Genomic DNA, 15,608 nt, shown 5'->3' on the forward strand with positions numbered 1-15,608 from the left:
CCTGGAGCGACGAGCCGTCAGTTCGTGTGCGTGCGCACGGACATCAGCTCTGGGCCTCCACGATGTCCTGTTCGTAGGCCGCGAGCGTCGCGGCCTGGAGAATCCGCGAGACGCTGGCCGACAGCGGGGCGATCTGCACCGACTTGGAAAGGCCCAGCAGGATCGGGCCGATCACCGTGCCGCCGCCCAGGGCTTCGACCAGCTGGGTCGAGATGGCCGCTGAATGGATGGCCGGCATGATCAGCACATTGGCCGGGCCCGACAGCCGCATGAACGGATAGTTGCCGCGCTTCTCGGGATTGAGCGCCACCTTCGGAGGCATCTCTCCCTCGTACTCGAACTCGATTTCCATCTCGTCCAGCATGGCCACCGCGTCGCGCACCTTCTCGGAGCGCAGGCCCATGGGATTGCCAAAGGTCGAATAGGACATGAAGGCGACGCGGGGTGTGTACCCCAGCACCTTGACCGCACGGGCCGCTTCGCAGGCGATCTCCACCAGTTCGTCGGCCTCGGGCATCTCGGTGACATTGGTGTCGGCGATGAACAGGGTGTGGCCCTTGGACAGCACCACGCTCATGCCCATGATCCGGCCGTCGGGCGCCGGATCGATCACCCGCAGCACCTCTTCCAGCACCTGGTCGTAGGAGCGGGTGACACCGGTGACCATGCCGTCGGCCTCGCCTAGCGCCACCATGGAGGCGGCGAAGGAGTTGCGATCCTGGTTGATCAGCCGCTGGACGTCGCGCTTCAGATAGCCCTGGCGCTGCAGCCGCTTGTAGAGGAACTCGACGAAGTCGGGGTTGCGGTCCGAGAGCCGGGCGTTGATCACTTCGAGCTTCGACTCGGCCGGATCCAGGCCGGCGGCGATCATGTTCTCGCGCACCAGCTCCTCGCGGCCCACGAGGATTGCGTGGCCGAGGCCCGCGGCCTCGAAGGCGTAGGCGGCGCGGATCACGCTGGGTTCCTCGCCCTCGGCGAAGACCACGCGCTTCTTGGGCGCCTTCAGCACCGCGCCCTGCAGCTTCTGCAGGAAGGCCGCGGTCGGGTCGAGGCGCTGGGCCAGGGACGCGCGATAGGCGTCCATGTCCGGGATCGGCTTGCGGGCGACACCGGAGTCCATCGCCGCCTGGGCGACGAAGGGCGGGATGTACCAGATCAGCCGGGGATCGAACGGGCTCGGGATGATGTATTGCGGGCCGAACTTCAACTGCATGCCGTGATAGGCGGCGGCCACCTCGTCGGGTACGTCCTCGCGGGCCAGCATCGCGAGCGCATTGGCGCAGGCGATCTTCATCTCCATGTTCACCCGCCGCGCCCGCACGTCCAGCGAACCGCGGAAGATATAGGGGAAGCCCAGGACGTTGTTGACCTGGTTGGGGTAGTCCGACCGGCCGGTGGCGACGATGGCGTCGGGACGGACGGAATGAACCTCCTCGGGAGTGATCTCCGGATCGGGATTGGCCATGGCGAATATGATCGGCTTGGGCGCCATCTTCTTCACCAGGTCGGCGGTCAGGGCGCCCTTCACCGACAGGCCGATGAACACATCGGCGCCCTCCAGGGCCTCGGCCAGGGTGCGCTTGTCGGTGTCGATCGCATGCGCGCTCTTGTACTGGTTCATGTCGTTGGTGCGACCGCGCCAGAGCACGCCCTTGGAGTCCACCGCGATCACGTTGCTGGGCGTCAGGCCCATGGCCTTGATCAGCTCGAGGGTGGCGATGCCCGCCGCCCCCGGGCCGTTCAGCACCACCTTCACGTCCTTCAGGTCGCGGCCGGTGATGTGGCAGGCGTTGATCAGGCCGGCGGCCGAAATGATCGCCGTGCCGTGCTGGTCGTCATGGAACACCGGGATGTCGAGCAGCTCCTGCAGCTCGGTCTCGATGCGGAAGCACTCGGGGCTCTTGATGTCCTCGAGATTGATGCCACCGAAGGTGATGCCGATGTTCTTGACCACCGTGATGATCTCGTCGGGATCGGTGGCGCTGACCTCGATGTCGATGGCGTCGACATCGGCGAAGCGCTTGAAGAGCACCCCCTTGCCTTCCATCACGGGCTTCGAAGCCAGGGCGCCCAGATTGCCCAGCCCCAAGATCGCCGTGCCGTTGGAGATCACCGCCACCAAGTTGCCCTTGGAGGTGTAGTCGTAGGCCGCCTCCGGATCCTCGGCGATCTTCAGCACCGGCACCGCCACGCCCGGCGAATAGGCCAGGGAGAGGTCGCGCTGCGTCGCCATCGGCTTGGTGGCCGCGATCGCGATCTTCCCAGGCGTCGGATATTTGTGGAAGTGCAGCGCTTCTTCGTCGGTGAAGGTGCGTTTTTCGGCGTCGCTCATAGGTGCGGCGGTTCCTTCGGGCGGGCTTGGATTTGGAGGGCGCCAACCTATAGAGCCCGGCCGCGCATCACAACCGTCCCACGGTAAGCTTTGCTGGGGGGTTTCAGGGCCGTGGGCAGATGAGGTCGACGCCGGCCTCGTAGATCGCCTTCAGCGACGCTTCGTCGGCCCCCGTCCGGGCACGGACCGCCAGGGTGTGCAGGATCGCCGTAGCAAGGCTGCCCATGGCCAGGGGATCGGCCCCGGGCGCCAGCTCGTCGGGACTGGCGGCCATGCGCGCGGCGAAGCCCGAGTCCAACTCGCCGAACACCTGGTCGAGCAGGTTGCGGACATCGGGATCGGCGACGCTCTCGGTCACCGCCGTACCGATCAGGAAGCAGCCGCGCTGGGCCTCATCGCCCGAGCGGTAGATGGCCGAGGCGCCGGAAAAGATGGTCTTGAGTACGTCGCGCAGCGGTCCCGGCTGGGCCAGGCCCCGCTCCAGCCCGCCCAGCATTTCGGATCGCGAACGCTGCAGGGTGGCCATGTAGAGCGCCTTCTTGTCTCCGAAGGCCCCGTAGAGGCTGGGGCGGTTGAGGCCGGTGGCGGCCGACAGGTCGTCCAGCGAGGTGGCGGAGAAGCCGTTCCGCCAGAAGGCGTCGCGCGCCTTGCCGAGCGCGGTCGCCGGATCGTAGGCGCGCGGCCGGCCGCGCGGCCGGCTGGAGCCTGAAGGTTCTTTTTGTACCACTTCGCAGTAAATCCTTGACGACAACCTATTTTATGCGGAACGGTACGGAAATCAACGACGCAGGTTTCCCCATGGACGTCTACTTCTCCCCGCTCGCCTGTTCGCTCTCCACCCGTATCGCCGTCTATGAGGCCGGGGCCGAAGGCAAGGTCTCCCTGAACCAGGTCGACGCCAAGACCAAGACCATCAAGGGCGGCGGCGTCGACTACCGCACAATCAACGCCAAGGGCCTGGTGCCGGCCGTTCGCACCGACGACGGCGAGGTGATCACAGAGAACGCCGCGGTGTTGCAGTACCTGGCCGACGCCTTCCCCGACGCCGGGCTCGCCCCCGACGCCGGCTCGCCCGAGCGCTACCGCCTGCAACAGTGGCTGAGCTTCGTGGGGACCGAGCTGCACAAGCTGGTGTTCAATCCCCTGCTCTCGTCCAAGTCCAACGACGGCGCCAAGGCCTTCGCCCGCGAGGGCGCGGACGAGCGCTTCGACTATTTGAACGACCACCTGGAAGGCCGCGAGTACCTGATCGACCGGTTCAGCGTGGCCGACGCCTATCTGATGGCGGTGCTGAACTGGGCCCAGTTCGTGGGCATCGACCTGGCCAAGTGGCCAGCCATCGCCGCCTATCGCGACCGCGTCAGCGCCCGCCCGGCCGTGGCCCGCGCCCTGAAGGAGGAGTTCACCCTCTTCCAGCAGGCCGCCTAAGCTTTCGAGTTGACCCGGCGGGCGTGGACGGGAGACTAGCGCTCCAGATGTCCTCGCCCGCCGGAGAACTCCCCTGACCGCGCCCATCCGTATCAGCGTCGCCGGCGCGCTCGGCCGCATGGGCCAGGCCGTGGCCGCCGTGGCCGCCGGCCGCGAGGACCTAGCCCTGGCCGGCCGGTTTGACCGTCCGGGCGCAACCGGCGAGGGCCTGACGGACCAGGACACGGCGCTCGACGCCGCCGACGTGGTCATCGACTTCACCACCCCCGCGGCCTCGGTGGCCCTGGCCCAGGCCTGCGCGGCGCGCGGCGGGCCGGCCCTGGTGATCGGCTCCACCGGCCTCTCCGACCAGGACCTCGCCGTCATCGCCAAGGCGGCCGAAAAGGTCGCCATCGTCCAGGCCGGCAACTTCTCGCTGGGGGTCAACATGCTGCTGGGCCTGGTGGCCCAGGCCGCCCGGGCGCTGGGGCCCGAGGCCTACGACATCGAGATCTTCGAGGCCCACCACCGGCGCAAGGTCGACGCCCCGTCCGGAACCGCCCTGATGCTGGGAGAGGCCGCCGCCAAGGGCCGCGGCGTGGACCTCGCCCTGGCGGCGACCCGCGCGCGGGAGGGGAACACCGGCCCGCGGACGCCGGGCGACATCGGCTTCTCCGTCATGCGCGGCGGCGACATCATCGGCGAGCACTCGGTGACCTTCGCCGCCGACGATGAGATTCTGACTATCAGCCACTCGGCCCGCGACCGGGGCCTGTTCGCCCGGGGCGCGGTCGAGGCCGCCCGCTGGGTCGCGGGCAAGCCCCCGGGGCGCTACGACATGCAGGACGTGCTCGGCCTCAAATAGGAGACGCGACCATGGCCGACCTCCTGGACCGCGACGCTACCGGCCAGCTCGCCGCCCTGACGGCCAAGGACGTCTCAGCCGTCGAGCTCCTGAGACTCTCCCTCGACCGTCACGAGCAGACCCACGCGACCCTGAACGCCGTGATCGCCGCCGATCCGGAGCGCGCCCTGGACATGGCCAAAGCCGTGGACGACCTGCGCCTGCGCGGCGAGACCCTGGGCCCGCTGGCCGGCCTGCCGATGACCATCAAGGACACCCTGGACGTGATCGGCCTGCCGGCCTCCTCGGGACTGGAGGCCCTGCGCCGACGCAAGCCCGACGACGCGACAGCCGTCGCCCACGCCCGGCACGCGGGCGCGGTGATCTGGGGCAAGACCAACGTGCCGGTGATGGCGGGGGACTGGCAGGCCTTCAACGCCCTCTACGGGACCTCGAACAACCCGTGGGATCCCACCCGGACCACGGGCGGCTCCTCCGGCGGGGCCGCCGCCGCCCTGGCCGTCGGCGTCACGGCCCTGGAGATCGGGTCGGACATCGGCGGGTCCCTGCGGGTCCCGGCCAGTTTCTGCGGGGTGTACTCGCACAAGCCCACCTGGGGGATGGTCTCGCAGCGCGGTCATGTGCCGCCCGCCCCCGGCGCACATGGCGAGCGCGACCTCAATGTGGTCGGGCCCATGGCCCGGTCGGCGCGGGACCTGCGCCTGCTGCTCTCGGTGATCGAGACCGGGCCGATCGCGCCCCGGGCCGATCCCGCCGACCTCGCCGTCCTGCGGGTCGGCCTGTGGCTGGACGAGCCGGGCTTTCCCCTGGACCCCGAGGTCCGCGCGGTGGTCGCGGCCTTCGCGGGCGAACTCGCCAGCCTCGGCGCCCAGGTCCAGCCGATCTCCAGCCCCGTGCCCGCCGACCAGCTGATGGACGCCTACCAGGTCCTGCTCGGCGCGATCCTGGGGACCGACATGCCGCCGAAGCTGCAGCGCCGGATGCGGCTGATGCGGGGGCCGGCCGGCCTGGCCTTGAAGCTGGGCGCCGGCCCGCAGTCGTGGGCCGGATTGACCCGTTCCTACGCCGCCACCCACGCCGAGTGGATCGCCGCCGACGAGGTTCGCGCCCGCCTTGGCCACACCATGAGCGATGTGTTCCGGCGCTTCGACGTGATCCTGGCCCCGGTGACGCCGGTCACGGCCTTCCCGCACGACCACCGCCCGTTCCAGGCCCGGCGGCTACGGCGCTCCGACGGCGGCCAGATCCCCTATACGTCGATGCTGAACTGGATCGCGCTGGCCACCGCCTGCCACCTCCCCGCCACCACCGTGCCGGCCGGGCTCTCGATCTCGGGCCTTCCCGTGGGGGTTCAGATCATCGGGCCGCGCGGCGCCGACTCCCGCACCCTGGCGGTCGCCCAGGCGATCGACGAAAGCCTGCGGGGCTTTATCGCCCCGCCGTCGGCCTAGATCGCCGAAGCCACCTCACGCAGGTGGGCGCGCTCGTTCAGGCTGACCACGGCGCGCTGGCCGCCGCGGGCGCACATGAAGCGGTGTACGCTGGTGTAGCCCGGCTCGAAGAACAGCCGCGGCTCCATGCGCAGGATGTGGGCGGTCCAGACATTGATCACCCCGCCGTGGCAGAAGACCGCGACGCGCTGGCCCGGATGGGCGGCGATCACCTCTTCCAGGGCCGAGACGACCGCGGCCTGGAAAGCGGCGACGTCGATGTCGTGGCCGCCCTCGGCCAGGGCCCTCCAGGCGGCGTAGTCCTCGCGCTTCAGCACCTCCATGGGCACATAGGCGCCGGAGTCGCGGTCGAACTCCGCCACGCCCTCGTGCAGGCGCAGGGCGTGGCCGCCGAGCGCCACGAAGGGCTCGGCGGTCTGGACCGCGCGCCGCATGGGGCTGGACCAAGCCGCGTCGACCCCGTCGTCGGCCAGCCAGCGCGCCACGCGCCGGGCCTGGTCGTGGCCCTCGTCGGAAAGCTCGGGGTCGGCATGGGTGTCGCTGCGCACGGGCAGGCCGTGGCGGATGAGGATCAGCTCCACCCTAGCGGCCGCCCGTCGAGCCGAAGCCGCCGGCGCCGCGCACCGTGTCGTCCAGGCTCTCCACCTCGGCCAGGACCGATTGGGTCACCGGGGCGATGATCATCTGGGCGATGCGGTCGCCGCGGCGGATCGTGAAGTCCTCGGCCCCAAGATTGATCAGGATCACCTTCACCTCGCCGCGATAGTCGGCGTCGACCGTGCCCGGCGTATTGAGGCAGGTGACGCCCGACTTCAGCGCCAGGCCCGAGCGCGGCCGAACCTGGCCCTCGAAGCCCGGGGGGATGGCGAAGGCCAGGCCGGTCGGCACGGCCGCCCGCGCCATCGGCTGCAGGACGATCGGCTCACCTTCGGACACGGCGGCGCGCAGGTCCATGCCGGCGGCGTCCACGGTCTCGTAGGCCGGCAGCGGCAGGTCGGAATTGTGCGGCAGGCGTTTGACGGGAACGGTCGGCTTCACTTGAGCTCCTCGGCCATGCGGGCGGCGAGCTTGCGCGCCACCTCGGTCTTAGCAGTCCGCTCCCATCGCTCGATTCCCTGGGCCGTGACGATAGACACCGTGTTGTCATCCCCACCCATCACGCCCTCGACGCTGACGTCGTTGGCCACGATCCAGTCGCAGCCCTTCCGGGCGAGCTTGGCCTTGGCGTAGGCCTCCACGTCGTGGGTCTCGGCGGCGAAGCCGACCACCAGCTTGGGGCGCAGGGCGGAGGCCGAGAGCGTGGCCAGGATGTCGGGGTTCTCGACCAGGGCGATGGACGGCGGGCCGCTTCCGTCCTTCTTCATCTTGGTCCCCGCCTCGTCGGCCGGCCGCCAGTCGGCCACGGCGGCGACGCAGACGGCGATGTCGGCCGGCAGGGCGCCCTCGCAGGCCGCCAGCATCTGGCGCGCGGTCTCGACATCCACCCGTTTCACCCCAACCGGGGTCGCGACATTGACCGGGCCTGCGACCAGGGTCACCTCGGCGCCGAGATCGGCCAGGGCCCTGGCGATAGCGAAACCCTGCTTGCCGCTGGATCGGTTGGTGAGCAGGCGCACGGGGTCCAGGGGCTCGGCGGTGGGGCCGGCGGTGACGATGGCGCGCTTGCCGGCGAGGGGCCGGGCCACGGGGCCGCGCAGGGCCTCGACGATCGCGTCGAAGATGGCGGCGGGCTCGGCCATGCGGCCGAAGCCGAACTCGCCGCAGGCCATGGCCCCCTCGTCGGGGCCGACAAACAGCACGCCGTCGGCCTTCAGGGTCGCGAGATTGCGGCGGGTGGCTGGGTGTTCCCACATGCGCACGTTCATGGCCGGGGCCATCAGGACGGGCTTGTCGGTGGCCAGCAGGGTGGTCGAGGCCAGGTCCCCGGCCAGGCCGTGGGCCGCCTTGGCCATCAGGTCGGCGGTGGCCGGCGCCACGACCACCAGGTCGGCCGAGCGCGACAGCTCGATATGGCCCATCTCGGCCTCGTCGGTCAGCGAGAAGAGCTGTGAATAGACCTTGTCCTCGGCCAGGGCCGCCAGCGACAGGGGGGTGACGAACTCGGCCCCCGCCTGAGTGAGGATGGGCCGCACCCCGATCCCGGCCTTGCGCAGCAGGCGGGTGAGTTCGAGCGTCTTATAGGCGGCGATCCCGCCCCCGACGATCAGCAGAATCCGTTGGTCCGACAAGGTTTGACGCCCCTACTGGAAGGTCCTCGGTCATAGGGCAAACACGGGCGCTGGACAAACCAGCGTTTATGTTCTTAATTTGTTCCGCAGCTTAACCGTGTATCTGGAGGGACGGGAATGGCGGGTTACAAGATTGCGTTGAGCGCGGGCCTGGCGCTGGTGTTGCTGGCCGCCTGCGAACGGCCTTCGGCCGTGGCCAAGAAGGACGACGTCTCCCCGGCGGCGACCGCGTCGCGGGACGAGGGATCGGACACCCGGACCGCGCAGGCCGAACGGCGCGACGAGCCGGTGCGCGAGATCGACGGCAAGCCGATCTGGTCGGCCAGCCGCCGGGGCAGCGCCGAGGAGAACGCCCAGCGCAGCTTCGAGCGCAACGGCGAGGCCTTCGGCGCCAGGAACCTGGACGACTTCGTCCGCAAGGCCCACGCCTTCGTCGAGGATCCGCCTGCCGGGACGGAGCGCCTGACGCGCACCAACGGCGACGTCATGCTCTACGACCCGAAGGGCAACGTCTTCGCCGTGGTCACCAAGGCCGGCGCGCCCAGGACCATGTTCAAGCCCGACGAGGGGGCGGCCTACTGGGACGAGCAGAAATCCCGCGAGGGCAAGCGACGGACGGCGAGGTCGGATCGTCGCGACAGCGGCGACAGCTGATGGCCAGGCACCTCATCGCCCACGCCGATCTCGACTGGAGCCGGGCCTTCCGGGGCCGCCATCCGTTCAACCCGGCCTCCGAGATGAGCATGATCCGGGTGGGAGACCTCAGCGGCCTCACCCGGCTCGGCGCCAACATCATCCGCATCCCGCCGGGCAAGGAGAGCTTCATTCCCCACGCCCACTCGGTGGAAGAAGAGATGGTGCTGGTGATCTGCGGAACCGGCCAGGTGGTGCTGGACGGGGCGGCCCAGGCGATCGCGCCCGGCGACTTCATCGGCTTCCCGACCGACGGCGTGGTCCATCACCTGGTCAACACCGGCGAGGTCGACCTCGTCTATCTGACGGTCGGCGAACGCAGCAAGGTCGAGGTCGCCGACATGCCGACCATCGGCAAGACCACCATCTTCCGCAACAACCGCATGGCCCTGTTCGGCCCTGACGGGGTGGAGGAGCTGTCGGCGGAGGAATGGTTCGCGCGGATGCGGATCGACGACTGACGGGTCTGGCTGCGCCTAGAACAGCCAGGCCGCGACCAGGAACACTAGCCCCGACACCGCCGCGCCGACGGCGAACCAGAGGAGGGGGGCGCCGCCGCGGTCCTCGACCACGGCGACGGCCGTGGCCTGGGGTGGGGCCTCGATCAGGCGGGCGAGATTGCGCAGGGCGCTGACCGCCTCTTCGGCGTAGCGTTTCGCGCGGGCGGCCGGCGAGAGCTCGCGCAGCATCCAGCGGCGGACCACCGGATCGGCGGCCGCCCAGATGTCGTGTTCCGGATCGATCCGGCGGGCCACGCCCTCCACGGTCATCATGGTCTTCTGCAGCAGCACGAGCTGTGGCTGCAGGCGCATGTCGAACAGGGCGGTGATCTCGAAGAGCTGGGTCAGGACCCGGCTCATGGAGACATCGCTGGCGCTGCGGCCGAACACCGGCTCGCCCACCGCCCGCAGGGCCTGGGCGAAGGCCGCCACCGAGTGACCGCGCGGCACGTAGCCGGCGTCGAAATGGGTCTGGGCGACCTTGTCGTAGTCGCGCTGCAGGAAGCCCCAGAGGATCTCGGCGAGATAGCGCCGCTCGGCGGCGTCGAGGCGCCCGATGATCCCGAAATCCACCGCTGTCAGCTGCGCCGGCGCGGCGACGAACAGGTTCCCCTCGTGCAGGTCGGCGTGGAACACGCCGTGGTCCAGGGCCTGGGCCAGGAAGGCGCGGATCAGCTTGTCGGCCAGGGCGCGGCGATCCAGGCCCTCCAACTCCAGGGCGGCGGGATCGGAAAGCGCGGTCCCCGGGGCCCATTCCTGGGTCAGGACCCGCTTGCCCACGCCCTCCCACACCACCTTCGGCGCGGACATGTAGCCGTCCTTGGCCATGACCTGGGCCAACTCGTCGCCGCCGGCCGCCTCCAGGCGCAGGTCGAGCTCCAGTTCCGTGGCGCGGATCACCGTGGCGGCGAGCGCCCTGGGCTCCAGCCGCCGCGCGGGCGCCGACCAGCGCTCCACCAGGCGCGCGGCCAGGGTCAGGACCTCGGCGTCGTCCGCCACCCGGCGGCCGATCCCGGGGCGCAGCACCTTGACCGCCACGCGCCGCCCATCGAGGAGGGTCGCCTCATGCGCCTGGGCCAGCGAGGCGGCGGCCACCGGCTCGCCAAAGGCCGAGAACAGGCTCGCCACCGGACGGCCCAGGGTCAGCTCGACCTCGCGGCGGGCGGTCTCGGTGGGAAAGGGCTCCAAGGCGTCCTTCAGCCGCGACAGGTCCTGGGCGAATTCGATCCCGAAGATGTCGGCGCGGGTGGAGAGCAGCTGACCGAGCTTGATCGCCACCGGCCCCAGGTGCTCGAGCGTGCGCGCGAGCCGCTCGCCCGGCCGGCCCTCGCGCGCCTGGCGCCCGGCCAGCAGGCGCAGCGCCTTGCCCAGGGTCCGCGCGGCGGGCGGATAGAGGGCGTCCAGTTCGCGCGGCAGCAGGGCGTCGTTGCGCGCCAGCCTCCAGCCCGCGGCCGTGAGCCGCCCGAACGCCGCCAACCCGCCCACCGGCTAGATCGCCCATCCGTGGTGCAGGGCGGCGACCCCGCCGGTGAAGTTGGTGTAGCCCGCGCGGCTGAAGCCGGCCTTTTCGATCAGGCCCATGAAGGCCTTCTGGTCGGGGAACCGCCGGATGCTCTCCACCAGGTACTGGTAGCTGTCGCGATCGCCCGCGACCCATTCCCCGATCCGCGGGATCACCTTGAAGGAATAGGCGTCATAGGCCTTGCGCAGGGCCTCCGTGGCCGGCCGTGAGAACTCCAGGCACAGGAACCGCCCGCCCGGCTTCAGCACGCGCCGCGCCTCCGCCAGGGCCGCGGAGATATCGGTGACGTTGCGGATGCCGAAGGAGATCACATAGGCGTTGGCGCTGGCGTCGGGCAGGGGCAGACGTTGGGCGTCGCCCACGGCCCAGACGATCTCCGGCTCCCCGCCCCGCTCGCGGCCGGCGGCGATCATCTCGGCGTTGTAGTCGACCACGATCACCGAGGCGTCGGGGCCGCCCCGGCGTTCCTGCGCGCGGCGCGCCATCCTGGCGAACCGCCGCGCCATGTCGCCGGTGCCGCCGGCGCAGTCGACGATGGTCTCGCCCGGCTGGGGGTTCAGGCGCGCGGCGGCGGCGTCCTTCCACAGCCGATGGACGCCGCCGCTCATCAGGTCGTTCATCAGGTCGTAGCGGCTGGCGACACGGTCGAAGACGCCGCGCACCAGGCGAGGCTTCTCGGCGGGATCGACGTCGCGGAATCCGAAGGTGGCGGCGGGTCCGGTCATGGACGCGTCTTAGCCTTGTCGCGCGCGCGACGCCATGCCACTCCACGTTTCATGCCGGAACTTCCCGAGGTCGAGACCGTCCGCCGCGGCTTGCAGCCGGTGCTGGAGGGCGCCCGCCTGGCCCGGGTGGAGGCTCGCCGGGCCGATCTGCGGTTCCCGTTTCCCGACGGCTTCGTCCAGCGGCTGACCGGGGCGACCATCCAGCGCCTCGACCGCCGCGCCAAGTATCTGATGGCGGAGCTGGACCGCGGCGAGACCCTGGTGATGCACCTGGGCATGAGCGGCCGCTTTGAGATCGCCCGCCCCGAGGGCGCCGTGCGGCCCGGCGAGTTCCACTACGCCGCCGACCCGGACCCCAAGCACGCCCATGTCGTGTTCGAGACGGAGGCCGGTGAACGGGTCACCTATTACGACCCACGGCGTTTCGGCTACATGGCCCTGCTCGACACCGCCGCGCGCGACCAGCACCCGTGGTTCGCCGGCCTCGGCCCCGAACCCCTGTCGCCCGCCTTCAACGCCGAACGGCTGGCGGGCGCCTTCGCGGGCCGCAAGCAGGGACCAAAGACCCTGCTACTGGACCAGAGGATCGTGGCGGGCCTAGGCAATATCTATGTCTGCGAGGCGCTCAACCGGGCGCGGATCTCGCCGTTCAAGCCGGCCGGCGCGATCAAGCCGGCCAGACTCGGCCCGCTGGTGGAGATCATCCGCGAGGTCCTGGGCGAGGCCATCGCCGCCGGCGGCTCCACCCTGCGCGACTACGCCGCCGCCGACGGGGCGTTGGGCTATTTCCAGCATCGCTTCCGCGCCTATGGCCGCGAAGGCCAGCCCTGCCTCAACGAGGCCTGCAAGGGCGTCATCGCCCGGGAGGTCCAGGCCGGGCGATCCACCTTCTTCTGCCCCGCTTGCCAAAAGTGATCCGGATGCTCGTCTCAAAGGGTCTTTTCGCCGGCCTCCTGGCCCTCGTCCTGGCCGCCTGCGGGCCGGCCCAGGCCAAGCCGCCCTTCTGGGTCGTGCGCGACGCCGATTCCGAGGTGCTGCTGTTCGGCTCGGTCCATGTGCTGCGCCCCGGCCTCAACTGGCGGCCGGCCGAGCTGGACGCGGCCCTGACCAAGGCCGACGACCTGTGGTTCGAACTGCCGATCGACTCGGTGTCCGAGGCGCGCGTCGCCCAGCTCGCCGCCACCCAGGGCCTGTTGCCGCAAGGCCAGAGCCTCACCGCCCTGCTGTCGCCCGACGGCGCCAGGCGGCTGGCCAAGGCCTCGGAGAGCCTGGGCGTCGGGCTGGCTGTGATCGATCGCCTGGAGCCCTGGTTCGCCGAGGTGCTGCTGGCCGGAGCCCATTTCCGCAGGACCGGCGCCGACACCTCCGCCGGGGTGGAGAAGATCCTCTCGGCCTCGGCCCCCGCCTCGGCCCAGCGCAAGGCCTTCGAGACCCCCGACGAGCAGGTCGCCATCTTCGATTCCGCTCCGCTCAAGGAGCAGGCCGCGTCCCTGGAGCGCAGCCTGATCGAACTGGAGACCGATCCCGACGCCTATGAGGCCTTGGTGGCCGACTGGATGGTGGGTGACGTCGCCGCCATCGACGAACAGGCCCTGGGGCCCCTGCGCGAGGCCGCGCCCGGCCTCTATGCGCGGCTGGTGACCCAGCGCAATGAGCGCTGGCTGAGCGTCCTTCGCGCCCGCCTGGCGGGAACGGGCCGCACCGTGGTCGTGGTGGGCGTCGGCCACCTGGTGGGCGACGACGGCCTGCCCGCTCGGCTGCGAGCGCTTGGCTATTCGGTCGAGGGGCCTTAGAGGCCAGTCGCAAGGACAAACCCGCGAGGCCGGCATGAGCTACGAAACCCTTATCGTCGAGGCGCACGACGCCGTCACCCTGATCAAGCTGAACCGGCCGGAGGCGCTCAATGCGCTGAACAGCACCCTGCTGGCCGAGCTCTGCTCGGCGCTGGACGCGGCGGAGGCCGATGACGGCGTCCGCTGCCTGGTGCTGACTGGCTCGGAGCGGGCCTTCGCGGCCGGCGCCGACATCAAGGAGATGTCCGACAAGTCCTACGCCGAGATGTTCAAGCAGGACTTCTTCGGGGCCAGCGCCCGGCGCATCGAGCAGTTCCGCAAGCCGATCATCGCCGCGGTTGCGGGCTACGCGCTGGGCGGCGGCTGCGAGCTGGCCATGCTCTGCGACTTCATCATCGCCGCGGAGAACGCCAAGTTCGGCCAGCCGGAGATCAATCTGGGGGTCGCGCCCGGCATCGGCGGCACCCAGCGCCTGACCCGCTTCGTGGGCAAGTCCAAGGCCATGGACATGATCCTGACCGCCCGGATGATGGACGCCGCCGAGGCCGAGCGCGCCGGCCTGGTCAGCCGCGTGGTCCCCGTCGACAAGCTGCTGGAGGAGGCCCTGGCCGCCGCCGCCAAGATCGCCGGCCAATCGCCCCTGGCGGTGATGATGAACAAGGAGCTGGTCGAAGCCGCCTACGAGACCACCCTCTCGGCCGGCGTCTCCCTGGAGCGGCGCCTGTTCCACTCCCTGTTCGCCTTCGACGACCAGAAGGAGGGCATGGCCGCCTTCGTCGAGAAGCGGAAGCCCGACTTCAAGGGCAAGTAGCGCCGTGCGGCTGATCGCCTTCGGGGACTCGATGGTCGCCGGCGCCGGGGATCCCGACCATCTGGGCTGGATCGGTCGGACCCTGGCCGGCCGACGCGCGGTGACGATCTATAACCTCGGCGTCCGTCGCGAGACCTCGGGCGACATCGCCGCGCGGTGGCGCGCGGAAGCCCTGCCCCGGATGGTCGATTACGAACCGATGCGGATGGTCTTCTCGTTCGGCGTCAATGACTGCCATCTCGAGGAGGGCCGACCGCGGCTGTCCCAGGCCGAAAGCCTGAAAAACGCACAGGCCATCCTGACCGGCGGGGCCGAGCTCTGCCCCGTCCTGCTCGTGGGTCCGCCCCCCGTCGTCGACCCCGGCGTTTGCGCTCGGCTGGAAGGCCTGAACGAGACGCTGAAGGCGCTGGCCGCGAGACTGCGGGTCCCCTTCATCGATGTATTGCAGCCGCTGATGGCCGACGGCCTGTGGCAGGCCGAGGCTCTTGCCTGGGACGGCGCCCACCCGGGCGCGGGCGGCTATCAGCGCATGGCCGACCTGATCTCAGTCCATCCTGCCTGGATCGCCTTCACCCTGGCCGATTAAACCCGCCCGCGCGGATTGACCCCAGGCCCGCCGTCCCGTATATCCGCGCCTCCAATTTCCCCGCCCGGGTTCGACGTTCGGGCGCGATACGTATTGAGAGCTGACACATGGCCAACACGCCCGGGTCCAAGAAAGCGGTCCGCAAGATCGAGCGCCGCACGGAAGTGAACAAGGCGCGCCGCTCGCGCGTGCGCACCTACCTGCGCAAGTTCGAGGAAGCGGTCACCGCCGGTGACGCGGGCGCCGCCAAGGACGCCTTCATCGAGGCTCAGTCCGAGCTGATGCGCGCCGTCTCCAAGGGCGTCGTCCACAAGAACACCGGCTCGCGGAAAGTCTCCCGCCTGGCCGCCCAGCTCAAGAAGCTGGCCGCCGCCTGAGGTTGCGGCTCCGGCCGACAAGCTTGGCCGGCATCTTTCTGATCTAACTGGTCTTTTTGACGCACCCGCGGGTTGATCGATCCGCGGGCGTTTCTTTGTGCGCTGCACCTAGTCGTGCTGCGACTGCGGCGAATCTTCTCAGTCAACGGAGCGTCGAAATTGAGATTCCCTTGCCGCGCGAGGGCTGGATTTGAGTCAACGAAAATATCGATATGAGTCGCGAAGAATCACCGTTGACCCCCTAACCGCCCCGACTAGGGTGGCAAGTCTTAAGACGTCCTTCCATCTGATCTCGGATGAAAAAAGACGGCGGCGAGG

17 protein-coding genes are annotated in these 15,608 nt (G+C 69.9%); 10 read left to right on the forward strand and 7 right to left on the reverse strand.

What is annotated here, in order from left to right:
- Positions 1-43: 43 nt before the first annotated feature.
- Both Q8Q77_RS19735 and Q8Q77_RS19740 read right to left on the reverse strand, forming a co-directional pair.
- Positions 44-2,332, reverse strand: a complete 2,289-nt coding sequence (locus tag Q8Q77_RS19735; protein WP_305585702.1) for an NADP-dependent malic enzyme — start codon at positions 2,330-2,332, stop codon at positions 44-46.
- A gap of 103 nt (positions 2,333-2,435) precedes the next feature.
- Positions 2,436-3,059: a TetR/AcrR family transcriptional regulator gene (locus tag Q8Q77_RS19740; RefSeq protein WP_305585704.1), complete on the reverse strand. Its 624-nt coding sequence runs from the start codon at positions 3,057-3,059 to the stop codon at positions 2,436-2,438.
- Between the two features lie 71 nt (positions 3,060-3,130).
- On the opposite strand from Q8Q77_RS19740, the gene Q8Q77_RS19745 reads away from it, so the two are divergent.
- From Q8Q77_RS19745 to Q8Q77_RS19755, 3 genes are all read left to right on the forward strand, one after another.
- Positions 3,131-3,760, forward strand: coding sequence for a glutathione binding-like protein (locus tag Q8Q77_RS19745; RefSeq protein ID WP_305585706.1), 630 nt, complete (start codon positions 3,131-3,133; stop codon positions 3,758-3,760).
- A 73-nt stretch (positions 3,761-3,833) separates the two neighbouring features.
- Complete coding sequence (gene dapB, locus Q8Q77_RS19750; RefSeq protein WP_305585725.1) at positions 3,834-4,604, forward strand: 4-hydroxy-tetrahydrodipicolinate reductase; 771 nt, start codon at positions 3,834-3,836, stop codon at positions 4,602-4,604.
- A gap of 11 nt (positions 4,605-4,615) precedes the next feature.
- On the forward strand, positions 4,616-6,055 hold the full coding sequence (locus Q8Q77_RS19755; RefSeq protein ID WP_305585707.1) for an amidase family protein: 1,440 nt from the start codon (positions 4,616-4,618) through the stop codon (positions 6,053-6,055).
- Here the strand turns inward: Q8Q77_RS19755 and Q8Q77_RS19760 are convergent.
- The 3 genes from Q8Q77_RS19760 to coaBC are packed head-to-tail and all read right to left on the reverse strand — an operon-like array spanning position 6,052 to position 8,283.
- Complete coding sequence (locus tag Q8Q77_RS19760; RefSeq protein ID WP_305585708.1) at positions 6,052-6,636, reverse strand: histidine phosphatase family protein; 585 nt, start codon at positions 6,634-6,636, stop codon at positions 6,052-6,054. The genes Q8Q77_RS19755 and Q8Q77_RS19760 overlap by 4 nt on opposite strands.
- Position 6,637: 1 nt before the next feature.
- On the reverse strand, positions 6,638-7,093 hold the full coding sequence (dut, locus tag Q8Q77_RS19765) for a dUTP diphosphatase (RefSeq protein WP_305585709.1): 456 nt from the start codon (positions 7,091-7,093) through the stop codon (positions 6,638-6,640).
- Complete coding sequence (coaBC, locus tag Q8Q77_RS19770; protein ID WP_305585711.1) at positions 7,090-8,283, reverse strand: bifunctional phosphopantothenoylcysteine decarboxylase/phosphopantothenate--cysteine ligase CoaBC; 1,194 nt, start codon at positions 8,281-8,283, stop codon at positions 7,090-7,092. The genes dut and coaBC overlap by 4 nt, the downstream gene beginning before the upstream one ends.
- Positions 8,284-8,400: 117 nt before the next feature.
- On the opposite strand from coaBC, the gene Q8Q77_RS19775 reads away from it, so the two are divergent.
- Both Q8Q77_RS19775 and Q8Q77_RS19780 read left to right on the forward strand, forming a co-directional pair.
- Entirely contained in the window at positions 8,401-8,937 is a 537-nt protein-coding gene (locus tag Q8Q77_RS19775) for a hypothetical protein (RefSeq protein WP_305585713.1), read from the forward strand.
- Positions 8,937-9,437, forward strand: coding sequence for a cupin domain-containing protein (locus tag Q8Q77_RS19780; RefSeq protein ID WP_305585714.1), 501 nt, complete (start codon positions 8,937-8,939; stop codon positions 9,435-9,437). The genes Q8Q77_RS19775 and Q8Q77_RS19780 overlap by 1 nt, the downstream gene beginning before the upstream one ends.
- A 15-nt stretch (positions 9,438-9,452) precedes the next feature.
- On the opposite strand, the gene ubiB is transcribed toward Q8Q77_RS19780, so the two are convergent.
- Entirely contained in the window at positions 9,453-10,961 is a 1,509-nt protein-coding gene (gene ubiB, locus Q8Q77_RS19785; protein ID WP_305585716.1) for a 2-polyprenylphenol 6-hydroxylase, read from the reverse strand.
- A 3-nt stretch (positions 10,962-10,964) separates the two neighbouring features.
- Positions 10,965-11,723 carry a class I SAM-dependent methyltransferase gene (locus tag Q8Q77_RS19790; RefSeq protein WP_305585717.1) on the reverse strand — a complete coding sequence of 253 codons (759 nt, stop codon included), beginning with the start codon at positions 11,721-11,723 and terminating at the stop codon, positions 10,965-10,967.
- Positions 11,724-11,774: 51 nt separating this feature from the next.
- On the opposite strand from Q8Q77_RS19790, the gene mutM reads away from it, so the two are divergent.
- The 5 genes from mutM (at position 11,775) to rpsT (ending at position 15,290) form a co-directional block, all read left to right on the forward strand.
- Positions 11,775-12,638 (forward strand): bifunctional DNA-formamidopyrimidine glycosylase/DNA-(apurinic or apyrimidinic site) lyase, encoded by an 864-nt coding sequence (gene mutM / locus Q8Q77_RS19795; protein ID WP_305585718.1) that lies wholly within the window; start codon positions 11,775-11,777, stop codon positions 12,636-12,638.
- A gap of 5 nt (positions 12,639-12,643) precedes the next feature.
- The gene (locus tag Q8Q77_RS19800) at positions 12,644-13,516 is read left to right on the forward strand and encodes a TraB/GumN family protein (protein ID WP_305585719.1); all 873 of its coding nucleotides are present in this window, start codon (positions 12,644-12,646) and stop codon (positions 13,514-13,516) included.
- 34 nt (positions 13,517-13,550) lie between these two features.
- Positions 13,551-14,327 (forward strand): enoyl-CoA hydratase, encoded by a 777-nt coding sequence (locus Q8Q77_RS19805; protein WP_305585721.1) that lies wholly within the window; start codon positions 13,551-13,553, stop codon positions 14,325-14,327.
- Between the two features lie 4 nt (positions 14,328-14,331).
- Positions 14,332-14,913, forward strand: coding sequence for a GDSL-type esterase/lipase family protein (locus tag Q8Q77_RS19810; protein ID WP_305585722.1), 582 nt, complete (start codon positions 14,332-14,334; stop codon positions 14,911-14,913).
- A 107-nt stretch (positions 14,914-15,020) separates the two neighbouring features.
- Positions 15,021-15,290, forward strand: a complete 270-nt coding sequence (rpsT, locus tag Q8Q77_RS19815) for a 30S ribosomal protein S20 (RefSeq protein ID WP_305585723.1) — start codon at positions 15,021-15,023, stop codon at positions 15,288-15,290.
- Positions 15,291-15,608: the final 318 nt, after the last annotated feature.

Source organism: Phenylobacterium sp., assembly GCF_030698145.1.
In the GTDB taxonomy this organism is placed as follows: Bacteria; Pseudomonadota; Alphaproteobacteria; order Caulobacterales; family Caulobacteraceae; genus Phenylobacterium.